The sequence below is a fragment of the Nocardioides sp. genome (assembly GCF_964228225.1).
In the GTDB taxonomy this organism is placed as follows: domain Bacteria; phylum Actinomycetota; class Actinomycetes; order Propionibacteriales; family Nocardioidaceae; genus Nocardioides.
Genome location: NZ_CAXQZB010000027.1, coordinates 1 through 23,963 on the forward strand (window position 1 = coordinate 1; position 23,963 = coordinate 23,963).

The 23,963-nt window shown below is 74.4% G+C and carries 24 protein-coding genes; 13 read left to right on the forward strand and 11 right to left on the reverse strand.

Annotated features, from left to right (window positions below; all coding sequences use genetic code 11):
* On the reverse strand, positions 1–886 hold an 886-nt coding region (locus ACERUJ_RS06735; protein WP_370247712.1), incomplete at its 3' end, for a PH domain-containing protein.
* Positions 883–1,467: a PH domain-containing protein gene (locus ACERUJ_RS06740; protein WP_370247713.1), complete on the reverse strand. Its 585-nt coding sequence runs from the start codon at positions 1,465–1,467 to the stop codon at positions 883–885. The genes ACERUJ_RS06735 and ACERUJ_RS06740, both read right to left, overlap by 4 nt.
* 143 nt (positions 1,468–1,610) lie before the next feature.
* Between ACERUJ_RS06740 and ACERUJ_RS06745 the strand changes: the two genes are divergently transcribed.
* Positions 1,611–2,705: an SGNH/GDSL hydrolase family protein gene (locus ACERUJ_RS06745; RefSeq protein WP_370247714.1), complete on the forward strand. Its 1,095-nt coding sequence runs from the start codon at positions 1,611–1,613 to the stop codon at positions 2,703–2,705.
* Between the two features lie 158 nt (positions 2,706–2,863).
* Positions 2,864–4,447 carry a hypothetical protein gene (locus tag ACERUJ_RS06750; protein WP_370247715.1) on the forward strand — a complete coding sequence of 528 codons (1,584 nt, stop codon included), beginning with the start codon at positions 2,864–2,866 and terminating at the stop codon, positions 4,445–4,447.
* A gap of 187 nt (positions 4,448–4,634) precedes the next feature.
* On the opposite strand, the gene ACERUJ_RS06755 is transcribed toward ACERUJ_RS06750, so the two are convergent.
* Both ACERUJ_RS06755 and ACERUJ_RS06760 read right to left on the reverse strand, forming a co-directional pair.
* Complete coding sequence (locus tag ACERUJ_RS06755; protein ID WP_370247716.1) at positions 4,635–5,993, reverse strand: polysaccharide biosynthesis tyrosine autokinase; 1,359 nt, start codon at positions 5,991–5,993, stop codon at positions 4,635–4,637.
* A 152-nt stretch (positions 5,994–6,145) separates the two neighbouring features.
* Positions 6,146–7,939 carry a biotin carboxylase N-terminal domain-containing protein gene (locus ACERUJ_RS06760; RefSeq protein WP_370247718.1) on the reverse strand — a complete coding sequence of 598 codons (1,794 nt, stop codon included), beginning with the start codon at positions 7,937–7,939 and terminating at the stop codon, positions 6,146–6,148.
* A 161-nt stretch (positions 7,940–8,100) separates the two neighbouring features.
* Between ACERUJ_RS06760 and ACERUJ_RS06765 the strand changes: the two genes are divergently transcribed.
* From ACERUJ_RS06765 to ACERUJ_RS06775, 3 genes are all read left to right on the forward strand, one after another.
* Complete coding sequence (locus tag ACERUJ_RS06765; RefSeq protein ID WP_370247719.1) at positions 8,101–8,763, forward strand: hypothetical protein; 663 nt, start codon at positions 8,101–8,103, stop codon at positions 8,761–8,763.
* A gap of 66 nt (positions 8,764–8,829) precedes the next feature.
* The gene (locus tag ACERUJ_RS06770) at positions 8,830–9,999 is read left to right on the forward strand and encodes an acyl-CoA dehydrogenase family protein (protein WP_370247720.1); all 1,170 of its coding nucleotides are present in this window, start codon (positions 8,830–8,832) and stop codon (positions 9,997–9,999) included.
* Positions 10,000–10,024: 25 nt separating this feature from the next.
* On the forward strand, positions 10,025–10,495 hold the full coding sequence (locus ACERUJ_RS06775; protein WP_370247721.1) for a GtrA family protein: 471 nt from the start codon (positions 10,025–10,027) through the stop codon (positions 10,493–10,495).
* Between the two features lie 188 nt (positions 10,496–10,683).
* Here ACERUJ_RS06775 and ACERUJ_RS06780 read toward each other — a convergent pair whose 3' ends face one another.
* The 3 genes from ACERUJ_RS06780 to ACERUJ_RS06790 are packed head-to-tail and all read right to left on the reverse strand — an operon-like array spanning position 10,684 to position 13,155.
* Entirely contained in the window at positions 10,684–11,283 is a 600-nt protein-coding gene (locus tag ACERUJ_RS06780; protein WP_370247722.1) for a nucleoside triphosphate pyrophosphatase, read from the reverse strand.
* A 13-nt stretch (positions 11,284–11,296) separates the two neighbouring features.
* Positions 11,297–11,539, reverse strand: coding sequence for an acyl-CoA carboxylase subunit epsilon (locus tag ACERUJ_RS06785; RefSeq protein WP_370247724.1), 243 nt, complete (start codon positions 11,537–11,539; stop codon positions 11,297–11,299).
* Positions 11,539–13,155 (reverse strand): acyl-CoA carboxylase subunit beta, encoded by a 1,617-nt coding sequence (locus tag ACERUJ_RS06790; RefSeq protein ID WP_370247725.1) that lies wholly within the window; start codon positions 13,153–13,155, stop codon positions 11,539–11,541. The genes ACERUJ_RS06785 and ACERUJ_RS06790 overlap by 1 nt, the downstream gene beginning before the upstream one ends.
* Before the next feature lie 129 nt (positions 13,156–13,284).
* Here ACERUJ_RS06790 and ACERUJ_RS06795 point away from each other — a divergent pair, with 129 nt between their 5' ends.
* The 8 genes from ACERUJ_RS06795 to ACERUJ_RS06830 all read left to right on the forward strand — a co-directional run bounded on the left by ACERUJ_RS06795 (position 13,285) and on the right by ACERUJ_RS06830 (position 20,590).
* Positions 13,285–14,103 (forward strand): biotin--[acetyl-CoA-carboxylase] ligase, encoded by an 819-nt coding sequence (locus ACERUJ_RS06795; protein ID WP_370247726.1) that lies wholly within the window; start codon positions 13,285–13,287, stop codon positions 14,101–14,103.
* Between the two features lie 23 nt (positions 14,104–14,126).
* On the forward strand, positions 14,127–14,648 hold the full coding sequence (locus tag ACERUJ_RS06800) for a PH domain-containing protein (protein WP_370247727.1): 522 nt from the start codon (positions 14,127–14,129) through the stop codon (positions 14,646–14,648).
* Positions 14,649–14,652: 4 nt separating this feature from the next.
* A complete protein-coding gene (locus ACERUJ_RS06805; RefSeq protein WP_370247728.1) occupies positions 14,653–15,675 on the forward strand; it encodes an adenylate/guanylate cyclase domain-containing protein in 1,023 nt (340 codons plus the stop codon).
* 179 nt (positions 15,676–15,854) lie between these two features.
* The gene (locus ACERUJ_RS06810; RefSeq protein ID WP_370247729.1) at positions 15,855–16,163 is read left to right on the forward strand and encodes a winged helix-turn-helix domain-containing protein; all 309 of its coding nucleotides are present in this window, start codon (positions 15,855–15,857) and stop codon (positions 16,161–16,163) included.
* Positions 16,164–16,217: 54 nt separating this feature from the next.
* Positions 16,218–17,441: a 5-(carboxyamino)imidazole ribonucleotide synthase gene (locus tag ACERUJ_RS06815; RefSeq protein WP_370247730.1), complete on the forward strand. Its 1,224-nt coding sequence runs from the start codon at positions 16,218–16,220 to the stop codon at positions 17,439–17,441.
* A 2-nt stretch (positions 17,442–17,443) separates the two neighbouring features.
* Entirely contained in the window at positions 17,444–17,965 is a 522-nt protein-coding gene (gene purE, locus ACERUJ_RS06820; RefSeq protein WP_370247731.1) for a 5-(carboxyamino)imidazole ribonucleotide mutase, read from the forward strand.
* A gap of 277 nt (positions 17,966–18,242) precedes the next feature.
* Positions 18,243–19,667, forward strand: a complete 1,425-nt coding sequence (locus ACERUJ_RS06825) for a sulfatase-like hydrolase/transferase (protein WP_372715304.1) — start codon at positions 18,243–18,245, stop codon at positions 19,665–19,667.
* Positions 19,664–20,590: an SUMF1/EgtB/PvdO family nonheme iron enzyme gene (locus ACERUJ_RS06830; protein WP_370247733.1), complete on the forward strand. Its 927-nt coding sequence runs from the start codon at positions 19,664–19,666 to the stop codon at positions 20,588–20,590. The genes ACERUJ_RS06825 and ACERUJ_RS06830 overlap by 4 nt, the downstream gene beginning before the upstream one ends.
* Positions 20,591–20,611: 21 nt before the next feature.
* Here ACERUJ_RS06830 and ACERUJ_RS06835 read toward each other — a convergent pair whose 3' ends face one another.
* The 4 genes from ACERUJ_RS06835 to ACERUJ_RS06850 are packed head-to-tail and all read right to left on the reverse strand — an operon-like array spanning position 20,612 to position 23,960.
* Complete coding sequence (locus ACERUJ_RS06835; RefSeq protein WP_370247734.1) at positions 20,612–21,802, reverse strand: hypothetical protein; 1,191 nt, start codon at positions 21,800–21,802, stop codon at positions 20,612–20,614.
* Positions 21,803–21,839: 37 nt separating this feature from the next.
* Entirely contained in the window at positions 21,840–22,619 is a 780-nt protein-coding gene (locus ACERUJ_RS06840) for a hypothetical protein (protein ID WP_370247735.1), read from the reverse strand.
* On the reverse strand, positions 22,619–23,059 hold the full coding sequence (locus ACERUJ_RS06845; protein ID WP_370247736.1) for a CoA-binding protein: 441 nt from the start codon (positions 23,057–23,059) through the stop codon (positions 22,619–22,621). The genes ACERUJ_RS06840 and ACERUJ_RS06845 overlap by 1 nt, the downstream gene beginning before the upstream one ends.
* 13 nt (positions 23,060–23,072) lie before the next feature.
* Positions 23,073–23,960 (reverse strand): crotonase/enoyl-CoA hydratase family protein, encoded by an 888-nt coding sequence (locus tag ACERUJ_RS06850; RefSeq protein ID WP_370247737.1) that lies wholly within the window; start codon positions 23,958–23,960, stop codon positions 23,073–23,075.
* Positions 23,961–23,963: the final 3 nt, after the last annotated feature.

Sequence of the window (23,963 nt, forward strand, 5' to 3'; positions counted from 1 at the left end):
CGCCGGCGACCCGCGCGTCGTCGAGGGTCGTCTCCTGGCGCGTGAGCAGGCCGCGGGTCACGCGCCACGCCCGCGGCGTGCGGTCGAGCCGGTAGCCGCCGTCGACCAGGGCGGCGCGCACCACGGGTCCGACGACCAGCACCAGCGCGACGGCCCCGAGCACCAGCACCACGAGCGCGACCCCCACCAGGGGGGCGGCGTCGCGCAGGGCCGTGCCCGCCGAGGACTCGAGCCGGCGACCGAGGTCGGGCGCGGACTGCAGCACGAGGGACGCCCCGCTGGCGAGGGCGGCGGCGACGGCGGCCAGGGCGGTCGTGTCCAGCGGCGCGAAGCGCAGCCAGGAGGGATGGAACCGGCTCACGGGGCCGGCGTCGGGTCCGGCGTCGGGTCGCGCGTCGGGTCGGGGGAGTGGTGCGCCGTCGTGCGCGGTGCTCTCGAGCAGGTCGTCGCGCAGCCGCGAGGCCGCAGCGGCGCCGAGCCCGTCCAGGACGAGGTCGTCCTGGTCGGTGCTGGTCGCCAGACCGGTGCCGACCCGCATGGAGACCAGCCCGAGCAGTCGCTGGCTGAGGGTCGCGGTGAGGTCCACGGTGCGCACCCGGGCGCGTGGCACCTCGATCACGCGGCGGCGCAGCAGGCCGTGCCGCACCGCGATCCGGTCCGGGGTCAGCAGATACCGGGTGCTGAGGTAGCGCACGATGCCGAGCGCCAGCGGGCCGAGCACGGCCAGCAGCTGCCAGGCGCCCCCCTCGCCGTCGCGGGCCACGCGGCCGGCGAAGAGCACCACCAGCAGGGCCGGCACGAACCGGGCCAGCTCGCGCACCGGGTGCACCACCAGCATCCGCGGGTCCAGCCGACGCCAGTCGGTGCCGACCTCCGGTCCGCTCATCGCAGCGGGCTCCCCGGCTCGGGATCCGGGTGGTCCTGCTGCTGGGGGTGCGGGGGGCGCTGCTGGTGCTCATGCTGGTCGGTGCCGTCGCCGCCACGACCGGCCCGTTCCAGGACGTCGCGGGCCAGGGCGGCCGCGACCTCGCGGCGCAGTCCGTCGATGCGCAGCGGTCCGGCCGCCGACGCCGTGGTGAGGGTGAGGGAGGTCAGGCCGAGGGCGCGCCCGAGGGCCGTCTCGTGGCGGTCGACGGTCTGCACCCGGGCCAGCGGGGCGAGTCGCTGCTCGCGCGTCCACCATCCGGTCTGGACGTACACGGCCTCGGGGGTGACCTCGTACCGGTGCCAGCGGTAGCGCAGGCCCGCGCCGACCACCGCGAGGGTGACGCCGAGGCCCAGCAACGGCACCACCGACCAGGTCGGGAGCCACGCCGGGCCGAGCAGGGGCAGACCGACCCCGAGGGCGAGCGCGCCCAGGACCGCCAGTCCGAGTCCCTGCGCGGTCCACAGCCAGCGGGCCCGCACGTCGACGGCGCAGGCGGGCTCCCGCAGCGCCGCGGCGCTCGGCACGGATGTCTCCTCCACCGCTCCAACCTACGGCGCCGGGCGCGTGCGTCGGGTGACCGGCGGGATCCGGGTGAGTCCGGGGATCCTGGGGGGACCGAGGTCACACCGGCCCATGCCCCCGGGGGCAGTGACCTCCGCCCGGTTGCGTCGTTGGCCCGGACGTGGTCCCTCCTCCCGACCGTCCCGACGTCTCCGACCTCCCCGTGCCGCCGCTGCCCCCGGACGACCCGGGGGCGGGCGACGCGGGCCCGGAGGACGCGGAGGGCCCGCCGGGTCGCCGCGGCGTGCTCGCGCTCGCCCTCGCGGTGGTGGTCGGCCTGGTGGCCGGCGCCGCCGTGCTCCTCACCCGTGGCGACGACGGGCCGGTCGATCCGGCCGCCGACCCGGCCGCGGACCTGCTGGTCGTGAGCACCGCACCGGTCGAGCCCCTGCCGCCGGAGCTGCTCGCACGCGGGATCCGGCGCTACGTCGCGATGGGCGACTCCTTCAGCGCCGGTCCGGGCATCGCGCCCGCGCAGGAGGACTCCGGGACCGCGCTCACCTGCGGCCGCTCGACGCGCAGCTACCCCGCCCTGATCGCCGCCCGGGGCGACGTGCGGCGGTTCGTGGACGCCACCTGCTCGGGCGCGTCCACGGCCGCGGTCACGGACCGTCAGCTGATCGGTGCGGACGCCGTCGTCGTCCCGCCCCAGATCCGCGCCCTCAACGGCCGTGAGGACCTGATCACCGTGAGTCTGGGGGCCAACGACGGTGACCTGTTCGCCACCGTGTTCGCGGTCTGCGCCGAGGTCGTGGAGCAGTCGGTCGGGGGTCCCCCGGACGCGACGCCGTGCCGCGACGCCTTCGGCGAGGCCGGTGTCGCCGGTCTCGAGGCCAGTGCGACCGGGATCCGCGCGAGCCTGGCCGCCGACCTCGAGGCGATCCGCCGCCGCAGCCCCGACGCCGTGGTGGTGGTCGTCGGCTACCCCCGCATCTTCCCGGTGGCCGGTACGTGCGAGGACCTGTTGCTCACCGACGCCGACGCCCGCTGGCTCGCCGGGCTGTTCAACGTCGTCGTCGCCTCGCAGGAGCAGGCGGCCCGCGACGCGGACGTCCGCTTCGTCGACCTGCGCACCACCGAGGGACAGGCGATCTGCGAGGAGGGCACCTGGGTCAACGGCGGATTCACCGCGCCCGGTGACGGCATCGGCTTCCACCCCAGCGCCGACGGCATGGCGCGGGCCGCCGACCGGATCGTCGAGGCCCTGACGCCGTGACGAGATCCACAGCGACACGGGGCCGGGTATCCGGTAGCGTCCGTCCACCACCGGTGGAACCTCGATGACGCGGATCCGACGATGGCCGTAACTTCGCGCTTCGCCCGACGTTGCCATACTGTCGGCCGTATCCCCATGAAGCAGAGGATTCCCCAGACATGACGACACCGCCCCCCGTCCCGTCGTCGCTCACGCACCGTCATCAGGACCTGAGCGCCCTCAGTGACCACGCCCTCACCAGCTACTGCCGTGCGGGCGAGACCGCTGCTGCCGACGTCGTGCTCTCGCGCCACCGCGAGGCCGTGCGGCCGTGGGCCGACCGGATCGGTCCCGACGTCCTCGCCGAGTCCGAGGAGGTGCTGCGCCAGTGGCTGGCCGACCCCGCCGGGACGCGCGTGCCCGTGCGGGTCGCCTGGCACCTGGTGATCAACAAGCCCGACGCCCTCGTCGACCGCGGCGACACCGCCGTGTGGGACGCCTTCGTCTCGCTGCCGCCGTCGTGGCAGACCCTGGTGTGGCACCGCGACATCGAGGGTGAGGCCCTCGATGACATCGCGACCGTGCTGCCCATGTCCGAGCACGAGATGGTCCACGCCCTCGGCTCCGCCCACGCGGCCATGCGCCGCGAGGTCGCCGTGCGTCACCGCGGCGGCGCGGGGGACACCTGCCGCGGGCTGCGCGAGGAGTTGCGCGCCACCACCTCGGCCCGGCTCGGCGATCGCTTCAGCCGGCGCCTGCGCGACCACGGCCGCGAGTGCGACGACTGCCTGCCCCTGGTGCGCGACGTCCTCACCCTCGACTCCGCCGTGCGGCTGGCCCTGGCCACGGCCGTGGTCGGCACGGCCGCCGTGCCGTTCCTGGCCGCCCACCCCGAGCGTGGCCGCCTGGCCAGCACGGTCTCGATGACCACCCGCATGTGGCGTCGCCAGCGTCAGGCCCACCCGGTCGCCGCCATGGTGGGCTCCGGGGCGGTCGCCGCGGTCGCGCTCACCGTGCTCCTGGCCGACCCCAGCCGGCTGCCCGGCACCCCGTTCCGGGGTCCGGAGGACTCCATCGTCGGCGTCACCTCCGAGCCCCCGACCTTCGCGGTCCCGGGGGCGCCGGTGCCCGACGTCGACGAGCCCCAGGTCCTGCTGGTCTCCGACGCCACCGCTCCCGTGCTGCCCATCGGTACCGGCGTGACGCCGGGCACCGAGGCGGTCGGCGGCAACGGCGGTGACACCGACGGTCCCACCGACGGCGGTGGCTCCGACGGCGGCACCACCGACCCCGGCACCGACCCCGGCACCGACAACGGTGGCGGCACCGACAACGGCGGCGGCACCGACAACGGTGGCGGCACCGACAACGGTGGTGGCACCGACAACGGTGGTGGCACCGACAACGGCGGTGGCACCGACAACGGTGGCGGCACCGACAACGGTGGCGGCACCGACAACGGCGGTGGCACCGACAACGGCGGTTCGACCCCGACGTCCCCGGTCACCGTCGACGACTCCGGCTCGGTCACCGTCGGCGTGGGTGGCGTCACCGTCACCACCCCGAGCGTGCCCGGCCTGCCCGGCGTCAACGTCACCGTGCCGGACCTCCCGATCGTCAGCGACATCACCGGCCCGATCCTCGGCACCGGCAGCACCGGCACCAGCGGCGGTGGCACCGCCGGCGGCGGCGGCGGTCTGGTCGGCGGCCTGGTCGGCGGCCTGATCGGCAAGAAGCCCGACACCGAGGTCGCGGCGGAGTAGTCCGCCCCTCCTCCGGCTCACCAGGGGCGGATCGCGCACGGCGCGGTCCGCCCCTGTGCCGTCTCCCGGACCTGGGACCGCGCGACCGGAGCCGGCAGCGCGGCACGACTCCGCAGCGCAGCGCGCACGAGCGTGCCACCGCCGCCCCCGAGTGGCGGTGGCCGGACCGGCCCCCGGGCCGGGAGCGTCAGGAGCGGGAACGCCGACGCTTGGTGCTGGCGGTGTACTCGTAGCGGTAGCCGCTGGACACGGTCACGTCGCTGCGGTTCAGCACCGCCCCCGCCACCACGGCATCGACCCGGCACAGCGCCGTCAGGGCCCGCTTGAGCTGCATGCGGGTGGTGATCTCGGCGCGGGCCAGCAGCACGGTGGCGTCGACGCAGGTGCTCACCACCGCGGCGTCGGTGACGCTGAGCAGCGGCGGGGTGTCGAGGATGACGACGTCGTAGGTGTCGAGCAGCTCGCGCACCAGCCGCTGGAAGCGGCCGGAGCCGAGGATCTCGCTGGGATTGGGCACGGTGGGCCCGCCTGCGACGACGTCGAGCCCGCCGTGGCGCTGCACCACCTCGGTGAGCGGCAGCAGCCCGGCCAGCACGTCGCTCAGCCCCACGTCGTGCACCAGGCCCAGAGTGCGGGCCACGGCCGAGCCACGCAGGTCGGCGTCGACCAGGACCGGGCGGAAGCCGGCGTCGGCGTAGGAGAGCGCCAGATTGACGGCGGTGAGGGTGCGGCCCTCGTCGCCGAGCGGGCTGCAGATGGCGATGCGCCGCAGATGTCCCTCGCTCGCGCTGTAGCTGAGGTTGGTGCGCAGGCGTCGGTAGCCCTCGGCCCACACCGGGTCGGCGTGGTCCAGGCCGAGCAGCGGCACCTGGTAGTCGGTGCGGGCCTCGGGGATGACGGCGAGGGTCGGGAGGTCCGTGGCCTCGGCGATGTCGTCGTCGGTGGCCACGCGGGTGTCGATCCGCTCGCGCACGCCGACGACCAGCGTGCCCACGATCAGGCCGAGCAGCAGGCCGAGGGAGAGGTTGTAGGCCGGGATCGGGCTGATCCGCTCCTCGGGCACGACCGCCGGTCGGGCGAGCTCGGCCTGGACCGGGGAGTCCTGCTCGGTGCGGGCCTGCTCGATGTCGCTGACCACGGTGCTGAAGCGGGCGGCGACGGCATCGGCGATCTCGGCGGCGCGGGCGGGGTCCTCGTCGTCCACCGCGATCTCGAGCAGCACGGTGTACGGGGGTACCCGGGTGTGGATGCGGGAGGCGAGGTCGGCGGCGTCCTGGTCGAGGTCGAGCTCGTCGATGACGTCGTCGAGCACCAGCGGGCTGCTGACCACGCGGGCGTAGGACTTGATGCGACTCTGCAGGAAGGTCTGGCCCAGGCTGCGGTCGATCGCGTCGCTGTTCTCACGCACCGACACGAACACCTGCGAGGTGGCCCGGTAGACGGAGGGCTGCAGAGCCGTGAGGGCGCTGGCGGCCGCGACCCCGAGCAGCACCGCCACCAGCAGCAGGCGCCACCGGCGGATCAGGGCGCCGAGCAACTCAGGCATGCGGACCTTCCGGGGCGACGACGGGCACGGGGGACCGGGCGGACCCGGGGGTCCCACGGTAACGGCCGCGGGACGCCGACGGGGCCACCGCCGCCCGATGTGGACGGATCCGGTGGCCCCGTGGCGGGTGCTCCCCGGGTGGGGAGAGGAGGTCAGTCCTTGAGCTCGCAGATGACCGCGCCGCTGGTGACGGTGGCGCCCACCTCGGCGGCCAGGCCGGTGACGGTGCCGGCCTTGTGCGCCTTGAGCGGCTGCTCCATCTTCATGGCCTCGATGACCACGACCGTGTCGCCCTCGGCGACGGCGTCGCCCTCGGCCACCACGACCTTGACGATCGTGCCCTGCATCGGGCTGGTGACGGAGTCGCCCGACGCCGCGGCGCCGGCCTTCTTGCCGCCGGCGCGCTTGGGCTTGGCGGGACCGCCCGCGGCCGGCGCGGCGGAGGCGATGCCGCCCAGGCCCGCCGGGAGGACGACCTCGACGCGCTTGCCGCCGACCTCGACCACCACGGTCTGCTTCTCGCCGGCCTCGTCGGCCTCGCCGAGCTCGCCGTCGTAGGGCTGGATCTGGTTGTCGAACTCGGTCTCGATCCAGGTGGTGTAGACGTCGAACGAGCCCTCGCCGGTGGGGTTGGACGCCCCGACGTAGGCGGGGTCGTTCAGCACGGCCTGGTGGAAGGGGATGACCGTGGGCATGCCGCTGACGCCGAACTCGGCCAGCGCCCGGCGCGAGCGCTCGATCGCCTGCTGGCGGGTGCGGCCGGTGACGATGAGCTTGGCGATGAGGGAGTCGAACGCCCCGGGGACGGTCTCGCCCTTCTCGTAGCCGCCGTCGACGCGCACGCCCGGGCCCTGCGGCGGGTTCCACTCGGTGAGGGTGCCGGGGGCGGGCATGAAGTTGCGGCCGCCGTCCTCGGCGTTGATGCGGTACTCGATCGAGTGGCCGATGATCTCGGGGTCGCCGTAGCCGAGCTCCTCGCCGGCCGCGATCCGGAACATCTCGCGCACGAGGTCCAGGCCGGTGACCTCCTCGGACACGCAGTGCTCGACCTGCAGGCGGGTGTTGACCTCGAGGAAGGAGATCGTGCCGTCGCGGCCCACGAGGAACTCGCAGGTGCCGGCGCCGACGTAGTTGGCCTCGCGCAGGATGGCCTTGGAGGACTCGTAGAGGCTGGTGAGCTGCTCCTCGGAGAGGAACGGCGCGGGGGCCTCCTCGACCAGCTTCTGGTGGCGACGCTGCAGCGAGCAGTCGCGGGTGGAGACGACCACGACGTTGCCGTGCTTGTCGGCCAGGCACTGCGTCTCGACGTGACGCGGGCGGTCGAGGAACTTCTCGACCAGGCACTCGCCGCGGCCGAAGGCGCCGATGGCCTCGCGCACCGCGGACTCGTACTGCTCCGGGATCTCCTCGAGCGTGCGGGCCACCTTCAGCCCGCGGCCGCCGCCACCGAAGACCGCCTTGATCGCGACCGGCAGACCGTTGGCCTTCGCGAACTCGACGACCTCGTCGGCGTCCTTGACCGGGTCCTTGGTGCCGGGGGCCAGCGGCGCGTTGGCCTTCTGCGCGATGTGCTTGGCCTTGGCCTTGTCGCCGAGGGCGTCGATCGCCTCGGGCGAGGGACCGATCCAGATCAGCCCGGCGTCGATGACGGCCTGCGCGAACTCGGCGTTCTCGGCGAGGAACCCGTAGCCCGGGTGCACCGAGTCGGCGCCGGAGCGGGCGGCGACCTCGAGGATCTTCGGGATCGAGAGGTAGGAGTCGGCCGGCGTGGCCCCTCCCAGCGAGTACGCCTCGTCGGCGAGGCGCACGTGGAGCGCGTTCGCGTCGGGCTCGGCGTAGACCGCGACGCTCCCGATCCCGGCGTCCTTGGCCGCGCGGATGACGCGGACGGCGATCTCGCCGCGGTTGGCGATCAGGACCTTCTGCAGAGGCTTCACCTCGGGCACCTACTCACTCCTTGTTCGTCCGGTGTCGACCCCGTCGACGCGCGCCCCGCAGGCTACCGCGTCACGGTGTCGCCCGAGCGCGGGGTCTGTACCGTGGGCGCCCGCCGGGTACGCCGAGGGTGCCTCCGCCGGACCGCGTGCCGTCGCCTTATGCTCGGGGGGTGTCCGAGTACCAGCAGGAGCGCAAGGGGTTCTGGCACGAGCCGGGCGGCGAGCAGACCTCCGAGGCGATCGCCCTCGAGGCGTGGGTGAAGCTGACCCACCCGATCCTCGAGGAGGTCGCGGCCGACTACCACGCCGTGATCCGCGAGGCCGATCTCGCCGAGCGGCTGCTGCGCGAGTCCCACCTGGGCACCACGCGGCCGCACGAGAAGTGGCTGCCCAAGGTGCTCGCCCCGCTCGCGCGGGTGCACGCCCGCGACGGTTTCCCGCCGCTCACTGCGCTCGTGGTCGATCATCGCGGCTACGTCGGCGAACGCTACGACGACGTCCTGCGTGCCGCCGACCAGCTGCCCCTCACCGACGTCGGGGCCCGCGAGCGCCACGCCGCCGTCTCCCGACTGGCCTGCTACGTCTGGGCCGGCAGCGCCCCCGAGGACGGCGGCGTCCCCGCGGCCCTGCCCCGTGCGACCTCCACCCGCACCCGCACGACCACGCCGCGCACCCCGGCCGCCCCGCGCGCCCCCCGGGCCGCCCGGACTCCGGCTGCCCCCAAGGCGCCGGCGCCTCCGAAGCGCGTGCACGCCGTCGACCGGCCGGTCGCGGTCTGCCCCCGGTGCTTCATGGCCCTGCCCGCCACCGGACTCTGCGACACCTGCGACTGATCCCGGCGCGGGCCGTCGTCCGCCCAGACGGTTAACAAACGCTAACCACTGATCTACGATGCCGTCATGACGTCCTTCGAGTTGTCCCGCGAGCACGAGGAGTTCCGCCGCAGCGTCCGCGACTTCGCCGAGGCGCAGATCGCGCCGTACGCGGCGCAGTGGGACCGCGAGCACCACTTCCCGGTCGACGTGGTGCGGGCGATGGGCAAGCTGGGGCTCTTCGGCCTCACCGCCCCTGAGGAGTTCGGCGGCGCCGGGGGCGACTTCACCAGCCTGTGCCTGGCGATCGAGGAGCTGGGTCGGGTGGACCAGTCGATGGGCATCACCCTGCAGGCGGGGGTGGGCCTGGGCATCAACCCGCTCATCGAGTACGGCACCCGCGCGCAGCAGGAGGCCTGGCTGCCGGCGCTGGTGGCCGGCGAGGCCCTGGCGGGCTTCGGTCTCACCGAGCCCGGCGCGGGCTCCGACGCCGGCGCGACGCGCACCCGCGCGGAGCTGCAGGGCGAGGAGTGGGTGGTGAACGGCGCCAAGCAGTTCATCACCAACTCGGGCTCGGAGATCACCAGCCTGGTCACCGTCACCGCCCGCACCGGGGTGCGCGAGGACGGCCGACCCGAGATCAGCGCGATCATGATCCCCGCGGGCACCCCCGGCTTCGTCGCCGAGCCGGCCTACGACAAGCTCGGCTGGCACGCCTCCGACACCCACCCGCTGAGCTTCACCGACGTCCGGGTGCCGGCCGACCACCTGCTCGGGGAGCGGGGCCGCGGCTACGCCCAGTTCCTCGCCACCCTCGACGACGGCCGGATCGCGATCTCGGCGCTGAGCGTCGGCTGCCTCCAGGCCTGCCTGGACATGGCGGTCGCCTACGCCGGGGAGCGGCAGACCTTCGGGGGGCCGATCGGGCGCAAGCAGGGCGTGGCCTTCCAGATCGCCGACCTCGAGGTCATGCTGCAGGCCAGCCGGATGCTCACCTACCGCGCGGCGGCCCTCAAGGACGCGGGCGCCCCGGCGGGCGTGGTCAAGCAGGCCGCGTCGGTGGCGAAGGTCTACAGCACCGAGTCGGCGGTGACCGCCACCCGGATCGCCACGCAGGTCTTCGGCGGCTACGGCTTCATGGAGGAGTACCCGGTCGCGCGCTTCTACCGCGACGCGAAGGTGCTGGAGGTCGGCGAGGGCACCTCGGAGGTGCAGCGGATGCTGATCGCCCGCGGCCTGGGCCTTCCCGTCGAATAGCCGGTCGCGCCCGTACGATGGCGGGGTGAGCCGACATCGACGCCTGGCGGCCGAGGTGCTGCGGTTCTTCGTCGTGGCCCAGGCCGCGACGTGGGTGTCGTTCGTGCTGTTCAACATGTTGGTGCACGGGCTGTTCCTCGACCGGCCGCCGATGCCGGACCAGGCGATCCTGGGCTACGTCGTCGCCAACTCGGTGGGCATGGTGATCAGCTACCACGGCGCGAGCCGCTTCGTCTTCCCGCACCGCCCGCCGGTGCAGGCCGACGGCGGGTGGTCGGCCTACATCGCGATCAACCTCGCCGCGATGGTGCTGCCCCTGGGGTGCCTGGCGATCAGCCGCCACGTGCTGGGGCTGGACAGCGCCCTCGCCGACAACGTCGCCGGCAACGGCATCGGCCTGGTGCTGGCCTTCGTGGCGCGCTTCTACCTCTTCCGCCGGTTCGTGTTCCGGCGCCCGGCGCTGCCGCAGGCCGCGACGGAGTCGGTCGCGGGCTGAGCCGCCCGCGCGCAGGACCCCACCGCCGTCCCCCGGCTCACCGCGTCTCGTGACGGCGCCGGGGCGCCTCCTCGACGACCGTGGGTGGGTCGGCGTCTCGTGACGGCGCCGGGGCGCCCCCTCGACGACCGTGGCGGTGGTGCGGTCGTCGAGGAGCGAGCGCAGCGAGCGTCACGGGACGCGTGCAGCTACCAGAGGTCGGTCCAGGACCCGCCGAGGTCGGCCAGCAGGGTGCGCACGAGCGGCAGGCTCACGCCCACGACGTTGTGGTGGCAGCCCTCGATGCCGGTGACGAACGCGCCGCCGCGGCTGTCGACGGTGAAGGCACCGGCCACCTGGAGCGGTTCGCCGGTGGCGACGTAGGCCTCGATCTCGGCGTCGGTGACGTCGGCGAAGTGCACGACGGTGGAGGCGACCGCGCTGCGGTGCTCCCCGGTGCGCGGATCGCGGAGGCTGTGGCCGGTGTGCAGGACGCCGCTGCGTCCGCGCATCGCCCGCCACCGCGCGATCGCGACCTCGGGCACCTCGGGCTTGCCGTGGGCCTCGCCGTCGAGCTCCAGCACGGAGTCGCACCCCAGCACCACGGCGTCCGGCGGGAGGTCGTCGCGGGCGACCACGGCGGCCGACTTCAGCTCGGCCAGGCCGAGGGCGAGGTCGGCGGGGGAGAGGCCGGTGAGCTGGTCCTCGTCGACCCCGGAGACGATGACGACCGGCTCCACCCCCGCGGCTCGCAGGGTCGCGAGCCGCGCGGGGGAGGCCGAGGCCAGGACCAGCGTGGTCACCGCCATGGCGCGCCGACCCTCAGCGGGGCAGGCCGCTGGCGCGCCAGCCGCCGACGCCGTGGGGCAGCGTGCGGCGCACCTGACGGGCCGGGTGGCTCCACGACGCCCGTGCACGCCGCGGCGCGGGAGCCGCGCCGCCCAGGGAGGAGAGCACCGCGACGATGGCGGCGACCTCCTCCGGCGTGGTGTCGGGCGTGATGATCCGCAGCAGCGGCGCCGCCGGAGCGGCGTCGGGAGCGGTGTCGGGCGTGGTCTCGGCCATCAGAGCGGGATGTTCCCGTGCTTCTTGGCCGGCAGGGTGGCGCGCTTGGTCTGCAGCAGCCGCAGCGCCCGCACGACCTCGGCGCGGGTCTCGTGCGGTGCGATGACGGCGTCGACGTAGCCCCGCTCGGCGGCGATGTAGGGGTTGGCGAGGGTGGTCTCGTACTCGTCGATGAGCTCGGCGCGCTTGGCCTCGACGTCGCCCCCCTCCTTCTCGATCTTCGCCAGGGTCTTGCGGTGCACGATGTTGGCCGCGCCCTGGGCGCCCATGACCGCGATCTGGGCGGTGGGCCAGGCGAGGTTGATGTCGGCGCCGAGGTGCTTGGAGCCCATGACGTCGTAGGCGCCGCCGTAGGCCTTGCGGGTGATGACCGTGACCAGCGGGACGGTGGCCTCGGAGTAGGCGTAGATCAGCTTGGCGCCGCGGCGGATGATGCCGTTCCACTCCTGGTCGGTGCCGGGGAGGAAGCCGGGGACGTCGACGAAGGTCAGCACCGGGATGTTGAAGGCGTCGCAGAACCGCACGAAGCGGGCGGCCTTCTCGGAGGCGTCGATGTCGAGGGTGCCGGCGAACTGCATCGGCTGGTTGGCGACCACGCCGACCGAGCGGCCCTCGACCCGGCCGAAGCCGACGATGAGGTTGGGGGCGAACAGCTCCTGGACCTCGAGGAAGTCCTCGTCGTCGAGCACGGCGGTGATGACGTCGTGCATGTCGTAGGGCTGGTTCGGGGAGTCCGGGATGATGGTGTCCAGGCCGAGGTCGAGGTCGGTGGGCTCCAGGGCCGCCGGGGAGTCGTAGGCCGGGACCTCGTCGAGGTTGTTCTGCGGGAGGAACGAGAGCAGCGCCTTGACGTACTCGATCGCGTCCTCCTCGTCGCTGCCCATGTAGTGGGCGTTGCCCGACTTGGTGTTGTGGGTGCGCGCGCCGCCGAGCTCCTCCATCGAGACGTCCTCGCCGGTGACGGTCTTGATGACGTCGGGTCCGGTGATGAACATCGCCGAGGTCTGGTCGACCATGATCGTGAAGTCGGTGACCGCGGGGGAGTAGACGTGGCCGCCGGCGCAGTTGCCCATGATGAGGCTGATCTGCGGGATCACGCCCGAGGCGTGCACGTTGCGGCGGAAGATCTCGCCGTACAGGCCGAGCGAGACCACACCCTCCTGGATGCGGGCGCCCGCGCCCTCGTTGATGCCGATGATCGGGCAGCCGGTCTTGATCGCCAGGTCCATGACCTTGGTGATCTTCTCGCCGTAGACCTCGCCCAGGGAGCCGCCGAAGACGGTGAAGTCCTGGGAGAACACGCACACCTGGCGGCCGTTCACGGTGCCGTAGCCGGTGATCACGCCGTCGCCGTAGGGGCGGGTCTTCTCCAGGCCGAAGGCGGTGGACCTGTGCCGGGCGAGCTCGTCGAGCTCGACGAAGGAGCCCTCGTCGAAGAGCATCTCGATGCGCTCGCGGGCGGTCTTGCGCCCCTTGGCGTGCTGCTTCTCGATCGCCTTCTCCGACCCGGCGTGCACGGCCTCGTCGAGGCGGCGCTCGAGGTCGGCCAGCTTGCCGGCGGTGGTGTGCAGGTCGATGTCCTGGGGGACGTCGGTCCCCTTCGGCTGTGCGCTCACGTGACTTCCTGGCTCCTGGATTCGAGCGGCACCCCACGGGTGCGGTCGGGCTTCGGGCTGGCGTCCGGCGAGGCCGGCGTCGGGAGCGACACGTTTCGCGCCCCCGGTCGGTAGGACAGGCTAGTGCCCGTGACGACCGACAGCGCCGAGCGCCCACCCCTCGACAAGCAGCGACTCGCTCCCGGCCACCCCGCGCTCCCGCCGGATCTGGTGGTGGAGGTGCTCGAGCAGGCCGCCTCCACCAACGCCGAGGCGATCGCCCGTGCATGGGAGGGGGCGCCCGACGGTCTCGTGGTCGTGGCCGAGCACCAGCACGCCGGTCGTGGCCGGCTGGACCGGCAGTGGGAGACCCCGGCCCGCGCGGGCCTCACGTTCTCGCTGCTGGTGCGTCCCACCAGCCCGACCCGCGCCTGGCCGTGGCTGCCGCTGCTCACCGGCTACGCCGTCGACAAGGCCCTGCGCGCGCACGGGGTCGCCGACGTCGGGGTGAAGTGGCCCAACGACGTGCTCATCGGGGAGCAGAAGGTGGCCGGGATCCTGGTGGAGCGCATCGAGACCCCGCAGGGTCCCGCCGCCGTGCTGGGCGTGGGAGTCAACGTCTCCACCACCGCCGAGGAGCTGCCGGTCCCCACCGCGACGTCGCTGCTGCTCGCCACCGGGGCGGCACCGGATCGCACGACCCTGCTGCTCGCGGTGCTGGCCTCGCTGCGGGAGGCCTACGACGCCTGGGAGGCCGGGGGTGACGCCTCCGGCATGCGGCTGCAGGAGTCCTACCGGGCGGCCTGCGTGACCGTCGGCCGCCAGGTGCGGGTGGAGCTGCCCGACGGCAGCGCGCTGGAGGGCGTGGCCCGCGAGATCGACCCGGCCGGCCAGCTCGTGGTCGAGGCGGCGGGCCGTCGCCACGCCGTCTCGGCGGGCGATGTGGTGCATGTGCGTGCACTCACCTGAGCCGCGGTGACATGATCCCCTGCGTGGCCCTCTCGCGCAGACTGCTGAACCCGGGCGAGGAGATCGTCGTCAGCACCCGCACCCACGCCAAGGCGCTGGTGGTGCCGGTGCTCACCGGCGTGCTCCTGCTCGCCCTGGGCGTGCTGTTCTCGGTGGGGGCCCCCGACGCGCTCACCGACGAGCCCATCGTGGTGGGCGTCGTGTGGGGGGCGGTGGTGCTGCTCGTGCTGTGGCGCACCGTGTGGCCGGCGCTGGTGTGGGCATCGGGCTCGTACACGATCACCGACCGCCGGCTCATCACCCGCCACGGCGTGCTCACCCGCCGGGGCCACGACATCCCGCTCAGCCGGATCAGCGACGTCGCCTACGAGCGCGACCTGCTCGACCGCGTGCTGGGGTGCGGCACCCTCGTCATCAGCGACGCCAGCACGGACGGGCAGGTGCTGATCCACGACATCCCGCGGGTCGAGGAGACCCAGCGGACCCTCAACGCGTTGCTGCACGGCGTGCACCGGGGCGAGCGTCCCGGTGCCGAGGGCCACTGACCCGGTGGCCGCCCCGACGCCCCCCGGCGGCCCGGCCCCCGAGGCCGTGCCCGATCCCCCGGACCCCCGTGGTGCCGAGAGCACCGAGCTGCTGCGCGCGATCCTCGGCGAGGAGCCGAGCCTGACGGCGGAGGAGCTGGCCGGGGCCAGTGGCACGACGGTCGACCACGCCCGCCGGCTGTGGCGGGCGCTCGGCCTGCCCGAGGCCGACCAGGCGCGGGCCTTCACCCCCGCCGACGCCGATGCCATCCGACGACTCACCGCGCCGATCAACGAGGGCCTGATCGACCTCGATCTCGCGGTGGCGCTGACGCGCGCGCTCGGTCAGACGATGGCGCGGCTCGCCGACTGGGAGGCCTCCGCCCTCGTGCACCGGGTGGAGGAGCTGGAGCAGGCCAGCGGCGGCACCCGCATGGAGACCGCCCAGGACCTGCTCGACGGTCTGGGCGCCAACTTCGAGCAGCTGCTGATCTACGCCTGGCGACGCCACCTGGCCGCCGCCGTCACCCGCATCATGGCGGTGGGGGAGGCCGACCCGAACACCGTGCCGCTCACGGTCGGGTTCGCCGACATCGTCAGCTTCACCGCGCTGTCCAACGAGCTCTCGCGCGAGCGCATCGGCGACCTCGTGGAGCTCTTCGAGAGCCGCTGCGCCGACGTCGTCGCCGCCCAGCGGGGGCGGATCATCAAGTCCCTGGGCGACTCGGTGCTCTTCGTCAACGACGATCCGGTGCGGGCCTACGACACCGCCGAGGGCATCATCACCGTCATCGGCCGCGACTCCCGGATGCCCGACGTGCGGGTGGGCCTGGCCTCGGGGTCGGTGGTCACCCGGCTCGGCGACGTCTTCGGCCCGCCGGTGAACATGGCGGCACGGCTCACCAACGTGGCGCGCCGCAACCGCATCATCATCGACGCCGAGACCGCGGCCCTGCTGCCGCCGGACCAGTTCGAGACCCGCCGCCTCCCCGCGCGACCGGTGCGGGGCTTCGGCCTGGTCGAGCCGGTGGCCGTGCGGCGTCAGTGACGACGGCGGGACCGACCGCGGGTCCGCGGCGTCCCGCCCGACCCAGCATCCCCAACCGTCCCACCCGTCCCGCCCGTCCCGCCCGCGCCACGCACCGGTCTAGACCGATCCGTCGCCGCACCGTCTCATGTGCCGGATCGGTGCCCCTGCCCGCATCGGTGTCCCTACGTTGAGCGCTCATGTACGAGGTGCAGGGCGTCCGGGTGGACCCGGTCGCGCGGCGCGTCTGGCGCGCGGGGGAGGAACTGGTGCTCTCCCGCAAGGAGTTCGACCTCCTGCACGCCCTCATCGCCCGGGCCGGCGACGTCGTCTCGCGCGAGACGCTGATGCACGAGGTCTGGCAGACCACCTTCTGGACCTCCTCCAAGACGATCGACGTGCACCTGGGCTGGCTGCGCCGCAAGCTCGGCGACGACGGCCGGCGCCCGCGGCTGATCACGACCCTGCGCGGGCGCGGGCTGCGGTTCGAGACCACGCCCCCCGAGTGATCCGCCGCCGACCCGGATCGCGGGTCGACCGCGACGCGCCACTAGGGTGAGCCCGTGTCGAGCCCCAGCCCCGCGGCCCCGAACCAGGCCCCGAACCAGGCCCAGTCCGAGGCCCTGGCCCCCACGATCGCGGTGATCGGCGGTGGTCAGCTGGCACGGATGATGGCTGAGCCCGCCGCGGCCCTGGGTCTGCCGCTGCGGCTGCTCGCCGAGGCGCCGGGCGTCTCCGCCGCGCAGGTGATCCCCGACCACGTCGTCGGCGACTACCGCGATCTCGCGACGCTGCGAGAGGTCACGGCCGGAGCCGCCGTGGTGACCTTCGACCACGAGCACGTCCCCACCGACCACCTGCGCGCCCTGGCCGCCGACGGGGTCGGGGTGCACCCGGGTCCGGAGGCGCTGGTGCACGCCCAGGACAAGGCCGTCATGCGCGAGCGGCTCAGCGCGCTCGGCGCGCCCTGCCCGCGGTTCGCCCGCATCGCCGACGCCGCCGACCTCGCCGCCTTCGGGTTCCCCTGCGTGCTCAAGACCACCCGGGGCGGCTACGACGGCAAGGGGGTGTGGTTCGTGCGCGAGCCCGCCGACGCCGAGCCTGCGTTCGCCGCCGCCGCGGCGTCGGGGGTGGAGCTGCTGGCCGAGGAGCTGGTGGACTTCGCCCGCGAGCTGTCCGCGATCGTGGTGCGCGCCCCGTCCGGGCAGGCCGCGGCCTACCCGGTGGTGGCCACCACCCAGCTGGACGGGATCTGCCACGAGGTGATCGCCCCCGCGCCCGACCTGCCCGAGGAGCGCGCCACCGCGGCCCAGCAGCTGGCGCTGCGCCTGGCCGGCGAGCTCGGCGTCACCGGCGTCCTCGCGGTGGAGCTCTTCGAGACCGCCGACGGCACGATCCTGGTGAACGAGCTGGCCATGCGCCCGCACAACACCGGGCACTGGACCCAGGACGGCGCGGTCACCTCCCAGTTCGAGAACCACCTGCGTGCGGTGCTCGACCTGCCCCTCGGCGCCCCGGACCCCCGGGCCCGCTGGACCGTGATGGTCAACATCCTCGGCGCCCCCGACCGCGAGGACGGCACGCCGGTGGGTCGCCTCTACGACGGCTACCCCCACGCCCTGGCCCGCGATCCGCGGCTGCGGGTGCACCTGTACGGCAAGTCGATGCGTCCGGGCCGCAAGGTCGGCCACGTGAACGCCTACGGCGAGGACCTCGAGGACTGCCTGGAGCGGGCGCGGCACGCCGCCGCCTGGTTCCGCGGCGACCTCGGCGACGAGAGCGAGTGACGATGAGCGAGCAGCAGACCGGACCCCGCGTCGGGATCGTGATGGGGTCGGACTCCGACTGGCCGGTGATGGAGCTCGCCGCGCGGGCGCTGGAGGAGTTCGGCATCGCCTACGAGGCCGACGTCGTCTCGGCCCACCGGATGCCCGCCGAGATGCTCGCCTACGGCCAGCAGGCTGCGGCGCGCGGGCTGTCGGTGATCATCGCCGGCGCCGGCGGAGCCGCCCACCTGCCCGGCATGCTCGCCGCGGTCACGCCGCTGCCGGTGATCGGGGTGCCGGTGCCGTTGAAGTACCTCGACGGCATGGACTCGCTGCTCTCGATCGTGCAGATGCCCGCCGGTGTGCCGGTGGCGACCGTGGCCATCGGCGGTGCCCGCAACGCCGGGCTGCTCGCGGTGCGCATCCTCGCGGCCACCGACCCCGCCCTGCAGCAGCGCATGGTCGACTTCCAGACCGACCTCCACCGACAGGCCACCGAGAAGGGCGCCGTGGTGCGCGCCGCCGGGGCCCCGGTCACCGGGTGAGCGGTCCCGACCCCGGCGCGGGAGCGTGACCCACGTGCCGCCTCGTCCTCCGCTCGGGTTCCGAGGACTCCGCACCGCCCCCGGCGCCCCCGTCGGTGTCGCTGCGCTCGCGCTCACCACGGCCCTGCTCGCCGGGTGCACCGGCGCGCCGGTGACGCGGGGCGGTGTCCCGGGTGCGCCGTCGTCACCGGCCACGTCGGCGTCGCCCGCCACGCCCCCGCGGTGTCCGGGCGTGCGGGTGGTGCCCCCGCGGCCGCCCGATCCGACCGACACCGGCGTGCAGCAGCGTGCCGCCGACGCCCGGCCGAACTTCCTGCTCATCACCCTCGACGACGCCGCCCGCCGCGACTTCGCGTACATGCCGCACGTGCGCCGGCTCGTCGGCGACGCCGGCGCCACGATGACCACGATGATCGCCCCCACGCCGGTGTGCGTGCCGTCGCGGGCCTCGGTGATCACCGGCGAGTACGCCCACAACCACGGCATGCTCACCGTCGGCGGCACCTACGGCGGGGCCGATCGCTTCGTCGCGCGCGGCGAGCAGGACAGCACGGTCGCGACCTGGCTCGACGACGCCGGCTACGACACCTTCGTCACCGGCAAGTGGATGAACGGCTACGAGCGGGCGCTCCCGGCCTCGGCGGCCCAACCGGGCTGGGACTGCTGGACCCCGGCCACGCTGGGGACCTACCGCTTCTTCGACACCCGGTTCTTCGCCCCGGGCGGACGGCTCACCGGCGTGCCGGGGCGCTACAGCAGCGACCAGATCACCGACCGGGCCACCACGTGGATCGCGGAGCGGGCCGCCGACCCCGATCCGTGGTTCGGCTGGATCAACTACGTCGCCCCGCACAACGGCGGACCCCGGGGGCCCGACGACCCGCCGGGCCTGGCGTCCACCGTGCCCGCCCCGCGCGACGTCGACTCCTTCCCGCGGCTGCGGATGCCGCGCGACCCCAACCTGTGGCGCCGGGCCGGCCTGTTCGGGGACGTGCGGACGCCGCCGCGGCTGCGGCGCGCCGAGGAGCAACTGTTCCGCGAGCGCGTGCAGGCGCTGCAGGCGGTGGACCGCGGGGTGCGCGACCAGATCCGGGCGCTGCGCGTGACCGGGCAGCTGGACCGCACCTACGTCGTGGTGACCTCCGACAACGGCTACACCACCGGGCAGCAGAACTGGCTGGGCAAGATCGTGCCCTACCGCGACATCCTCACCGTGCCCACGGTGGTGCGCGGCCCGCGGATCCCGCGCGGCAGCGTGGTGACCTCCGCGGCGGCCGTGCCTGACCTGCCGGTGACCTTCGCGACCCTGGCGGGCGCTCCGCCGGAGGCCGACGACGCCGACGGCGCCGACATCTCGGGGCTGTGGGAGGGACGGGTCGCCGGGGTGCGGCCGATCCCGATCGAGGGGTGGCCGAAGAACTCCGACGTGCGTCGTTTCGAGGGCGTGGTGGTGGGTCGCTACCGCTACGCCGTGCGCCCCAACGGCACCGATCAGCTCTTCGACGTCCGCACCGACCCCTTCGAGACCGTCAACCTCGCCGCGGGTGCCGGATCCGACTCCCCGCTGGTGGTGCGGCTGCGGGAGCTCACGGCCGCCTACGTCGACTGCGTCGGGACGGGTTGTCCGCGCACCTACGCCCTGGGGCTGCCGTTCGCGGTGCCCCCGACCGAGCAGCCGACCGAGCGGCCGACGCCTCCGTGAGCGGCGTGGACGGGGAGCAGGGGAGCGGGTCGCCCGCGCCGTGCTGCCTGCCTGCGCGCGGCGCGACGCCGGGTCCGGTGGAGGTGTCCCGGCGCTCCGGCGGGTCCGGCGGGGCCGACGGGCCCCGGCTGCTCGACCTGCCCGGGGGGCGGTTCGCGATGGGCTACGAGGGCCCGCTCGCCCGCCCCGAGGACGGCGAGGGTCCGGTGCGCGAGGTGGTGGTGGCGCCGTTCCGGATCGGTGCCACGCCGGTCACGAACGCCGAGTTCGCCGCATTCGTGGCAGCCACGGGCCACACCACGGTGGCCGAGCGCGAGGGCTGGTCCTTCGTCTTCCACCTCCAGGTCGGCCCGCGTGCGGTGGTGCGCGGTCGGGCGGCGGGGGTGGAGTGGTGGATCGCGGTGCAGGACGCCGCGTGGTCCCGGCCCGGGGGCGCGGGCACCGAGCGTCGTGCCCGCCCCGACCTGCCGGTGGTGCACGTCGCCGCACCCGACGCCGAGGCCTACGCCGCCTGGTGCGGGGCCCGGCTGCCCACCGAGAGCGAGTGGGAGTACGCCGCCCGGGGCGGTCTGCCGGGTGCGCTCTACCCCTGGGGCGACGAGCATCCGCTCGCCGGTCCGGCGCGGTGCGTGATCTGGGAGGGCGACTTCCCCCACCGTCACCGCCGCGGGCAGGGGGCGGTCGGTCCGGGCCCGGTCGGGGCCGGGGAGCCGAACGGCTTCGGCCTGCAGCAGGTGGTCGGCAACGTCTGGGAGTGGACCGCCACCGATGCCGGTCCCGAGGTCCGGATCCGTCGCGGCGGGTCCTACCTGTGCCACGACTCCTACTGCAACCGCTACCGGGTCTCGGCGCGCGATCGAAGCCACGTCCTCGACACCGCCGGCAACCTCGGCTTCCGCATCGCCGCGGACGCCCGCACCTGACCTCCCGGCGGGGCGCGGGGGTCAGCCGAGCAGGGCGGCGATGTCGCCGCCGCGGGCGACGTCGTCGGCGAGCAGGTCGATCAGCGCCACGAGCCGACGCACCGTCGGGGTGGCGCCGGCGGGGGCCGGCCGCCCCGTGGTGGTCGACGCGGCCGGATCCAGGGTGGTCGCCCCGGCGGCGAGCCGCTCGAGCTCGGCGATCGCGAAGTCGCCGGCCGCCGCCACGGCCTCCGGTGCCGGCGGCTCGACCGGCCGGTAGGCGGGGGAGTCCGGGGCGGGGACGTCGAGGTCGACCCGCAGCTGCGCCCGGACGGGCGCGGGCAGCCCCGGAGCGACCTCCTCGATGCTCGCCAGGACCTTGCGGTTCCAGGCCGCGGCCCACCTCCCGAGCGCCGCGTCGACCGGGATCGAGGGCTCCTCGCGCAGCCGCTTGATGAGGATGCGACGGCTCAGCAGCCGCTTGGTGACCAGCCGGGTCTCCTCGGGCAGCGGGGCGCCGCGCCGGGCGGCGACGTCGTCGAGGGCGACCTGCACCTGGCGCACGAGCTCGGCGGAGGGGTAGCCCAGGCTGCGGTTGACCGCCTCGCCGGGGCGGTAGGGCACCCGGTCGGCCAGGCCGAGGGTGCCGCAGAACCGGCGCCACAGCTCGGCGGGGTCGGAGCGGTCCTCGGGCACGCTGAGGATCGCGGGCTCGCCCAGGGAGGACCAGGCCTCGAACTGGCGCACCAGGCCCTGGCGCCGGCGGAAGAAGGCCTTCGCCGGGTGGGCGCCCCGCGCGGCCAGCCCGGCCGCGAACTCCGGCCACGGCTCCGGCGTGCCGTTGCGGGCGGCCGTCTGCCACACCGAGGGGGCCAGTCGCAGGGCGCTGCGCACCGTGAAGACCGGCAGGATCCGGTGTCCGGGCAGCGCCGCGCGCAGCCGCGCGACCTCCTCGGGGCGGTACAGCGAGAGGAACTCCATCGAGACCAGTGCGTCGCCCGGGTGGGCGTCCAGCCGGGCGGCGAGCTGGTCCCAGGCGCGGCCACCGCCGTCGCGGCGGAACTCGCGCACTGCGTGGGACTGCAGGCCCCACGCACCGGCGTCGTCGAGCGGGAAGAGCAGACCGGCCCCGGCCAGCTGCGGGGCCATGGCCGTCGCGGCGTTCTGGAGGTAGGTGCTGCCCGACTTCATCGGGCCCACGTGCAGGAACAGGGTGCGCGTCGTGCCGGACACGGGGGCTCCTCAGGACTGGCGGGGAGGGTGATCGGCGTCAGTGCGCGGCGTAGCGCAGTGCGACGTCGGGGAGGTCGGGTCGGTTGGGGTGGGTCAGGTCGGCCACCCGTCGCCGGGCCTCGGCCTCGGCGGTCGCGTCGGCCCCGGCGGGCAGGAGCATCTCGGCAGGGGCGAGGGTCATCTCGAGCACCAGGGGGTCGCCGCCCGCGTCGAGTCCGCCGTAGTTGTTGCCGTGCACCCAGCAGGGCGTCAGGCGACGCAGCCGGCCGAGGAGGTCGGTGACCCGGTCGCGGTGCAGGTCGAGGTCTTGCCACTCGATCACGACGGCGACCAGCCGGTCCTCGTGCGCCACCAGGTCCTCCAGCACCCGGTACTCGTCGCCCTCGATGTCGATGCGCAGCAGCTGCGGCCCCTGGGTCATCGCCAGCAGCTCGGCCAGACTGCGGTCCCACTCCTCGGGCGGACGGCGGATGCCGTCGCCCGCGCGCACGGCGAGGTGGGTCGTCGCGGGGTCGGCACCGAAGAAGCGCCGGTAGTCACGGCGCCGGCGCCAGATGTCGGTACGGCCGAGCCGGGCCTGCGCCCACGCCTGCTCGATCCAGAACCGACGGTTGATGGTGTGGTCGCAGACCACGATCGGTGCCGACGAGCGCGCCCGGAACGCGGCCTCGAAGGACCACTCCAGACCCAGGCCGAGGCCGAGGAGCCCGGCCGCCTGATCGACGGCCTCCGCCGGCAGCACGTAGCCGCCGTCGTGGGGGGCGCCGAGGCGCACGGGGTTCCGGGGTGGCTGCGGACGCCACGTCGAGGGCAGCATCAGGGCTCCTGACGGTCCAGCCGCGGCCACTCGATCGCGGGACAGGAGTCCATGACCATCGGCACGCCTGCGGCCTGCGCCCGCGCGAACGCCGCGGCGTCGAGCACGCCCAGTTGCAGCCAGATCCCGCGCGGCACGGTGGCGAGGGCCAGCGCCTCGTCGACCACCGCCCCCGCGGCCTCCGAGCGCCGGAAGACGTCGACGACGTCGAGGGCGAACGGGACCTCGGCGAGCGCGGCGTACCCGGGCTCCCCGAGCACGGTCGGTGCGTCGGGGTGCACGGGCACGATCCGCTTGCCCCGGGCCTGCAGCAGCGCGGCGATGCGGAACGCGTCGCGGGAGGGGTCGCCCGAGAGCCCGACCACCGCCCAGGTGTCGCACTCGGTGAGCAGGGACCGCACGGTCTGCGGATCGCGCCAGGCGGGAGCGGCGGACGTCATGGCTCGGGTGCGCTCAGCCGGGGAAGATCCGCGGGGTCTGCGAGGCCCGCGAGGTGAACTGCGGGGTCCGCTTCTCCAGGAACGCCGCCACGCCCTCCTTGCCGTCGCCGACCGAGGCGTGCCACATCGCGAGGGAGTCCGACAGGTGCGCCTCCATCGGGTGCGCGGCGGCGGCGTTGCGGTACATCAGCTGCCGGGCGAAGGCCAGGGCCTGGGGCGAGCGGTCCTTCACGAACGAGCGGGCCAGGGCCAGGGCGTCCTCCACCAGCTGCTCGGGCTCGTGCACCGAGCGCACCAGCCGACCGGCATGGGCGGCCTCGGCGTCGAGGATCTCGGCGGAGTAGACCCACTCCAGGGCCTGCTGCAGCCCGACCAGGCGGGGCAGGAACCACGACGACGCCGCCTCCGGCACGATCCCGAGCCGGCCGAACACGAACCCGATCCGGGCCCGGGTCGAGGCCATCCGGATGTCCATCGCCAGCGTCATGGTGGCGCCGATGCCGACGGCCGGGCCGTTGATGGCGGCGATGACCGGCTTGGGGAGCTCGTGGATGGCCAGGGTCACCCGGCCGCCGGTGTCGCGCAGGCCGTCGGCGTAGGCGGGGTCGTCGAACCGCTCGCGGATCGACTCCGGCGTCGGGTCGAGCGTCTCGTCCAGGCCGAACACGTTGCCCTGCGCCGAGAGGTCCATGCCCGCGCAGAACGCCCGGCCCGAGCCGGTGACGACGATCGCGCGCACGTCGTCCTCCAGCGCCGGGCCGGTGAAGAAGTCCAGCAGCTCGCGGGCCATCACCAGGTCGAAGGCGTTGAGCGCGTCGGGGCGGTGGAGCGTCAGCAGGCCGACGCCGTCGTCGTCGACGGTGAAGGTCAGGGTCTCGTACGTGCTCGTTGTGCCGGTCATGCG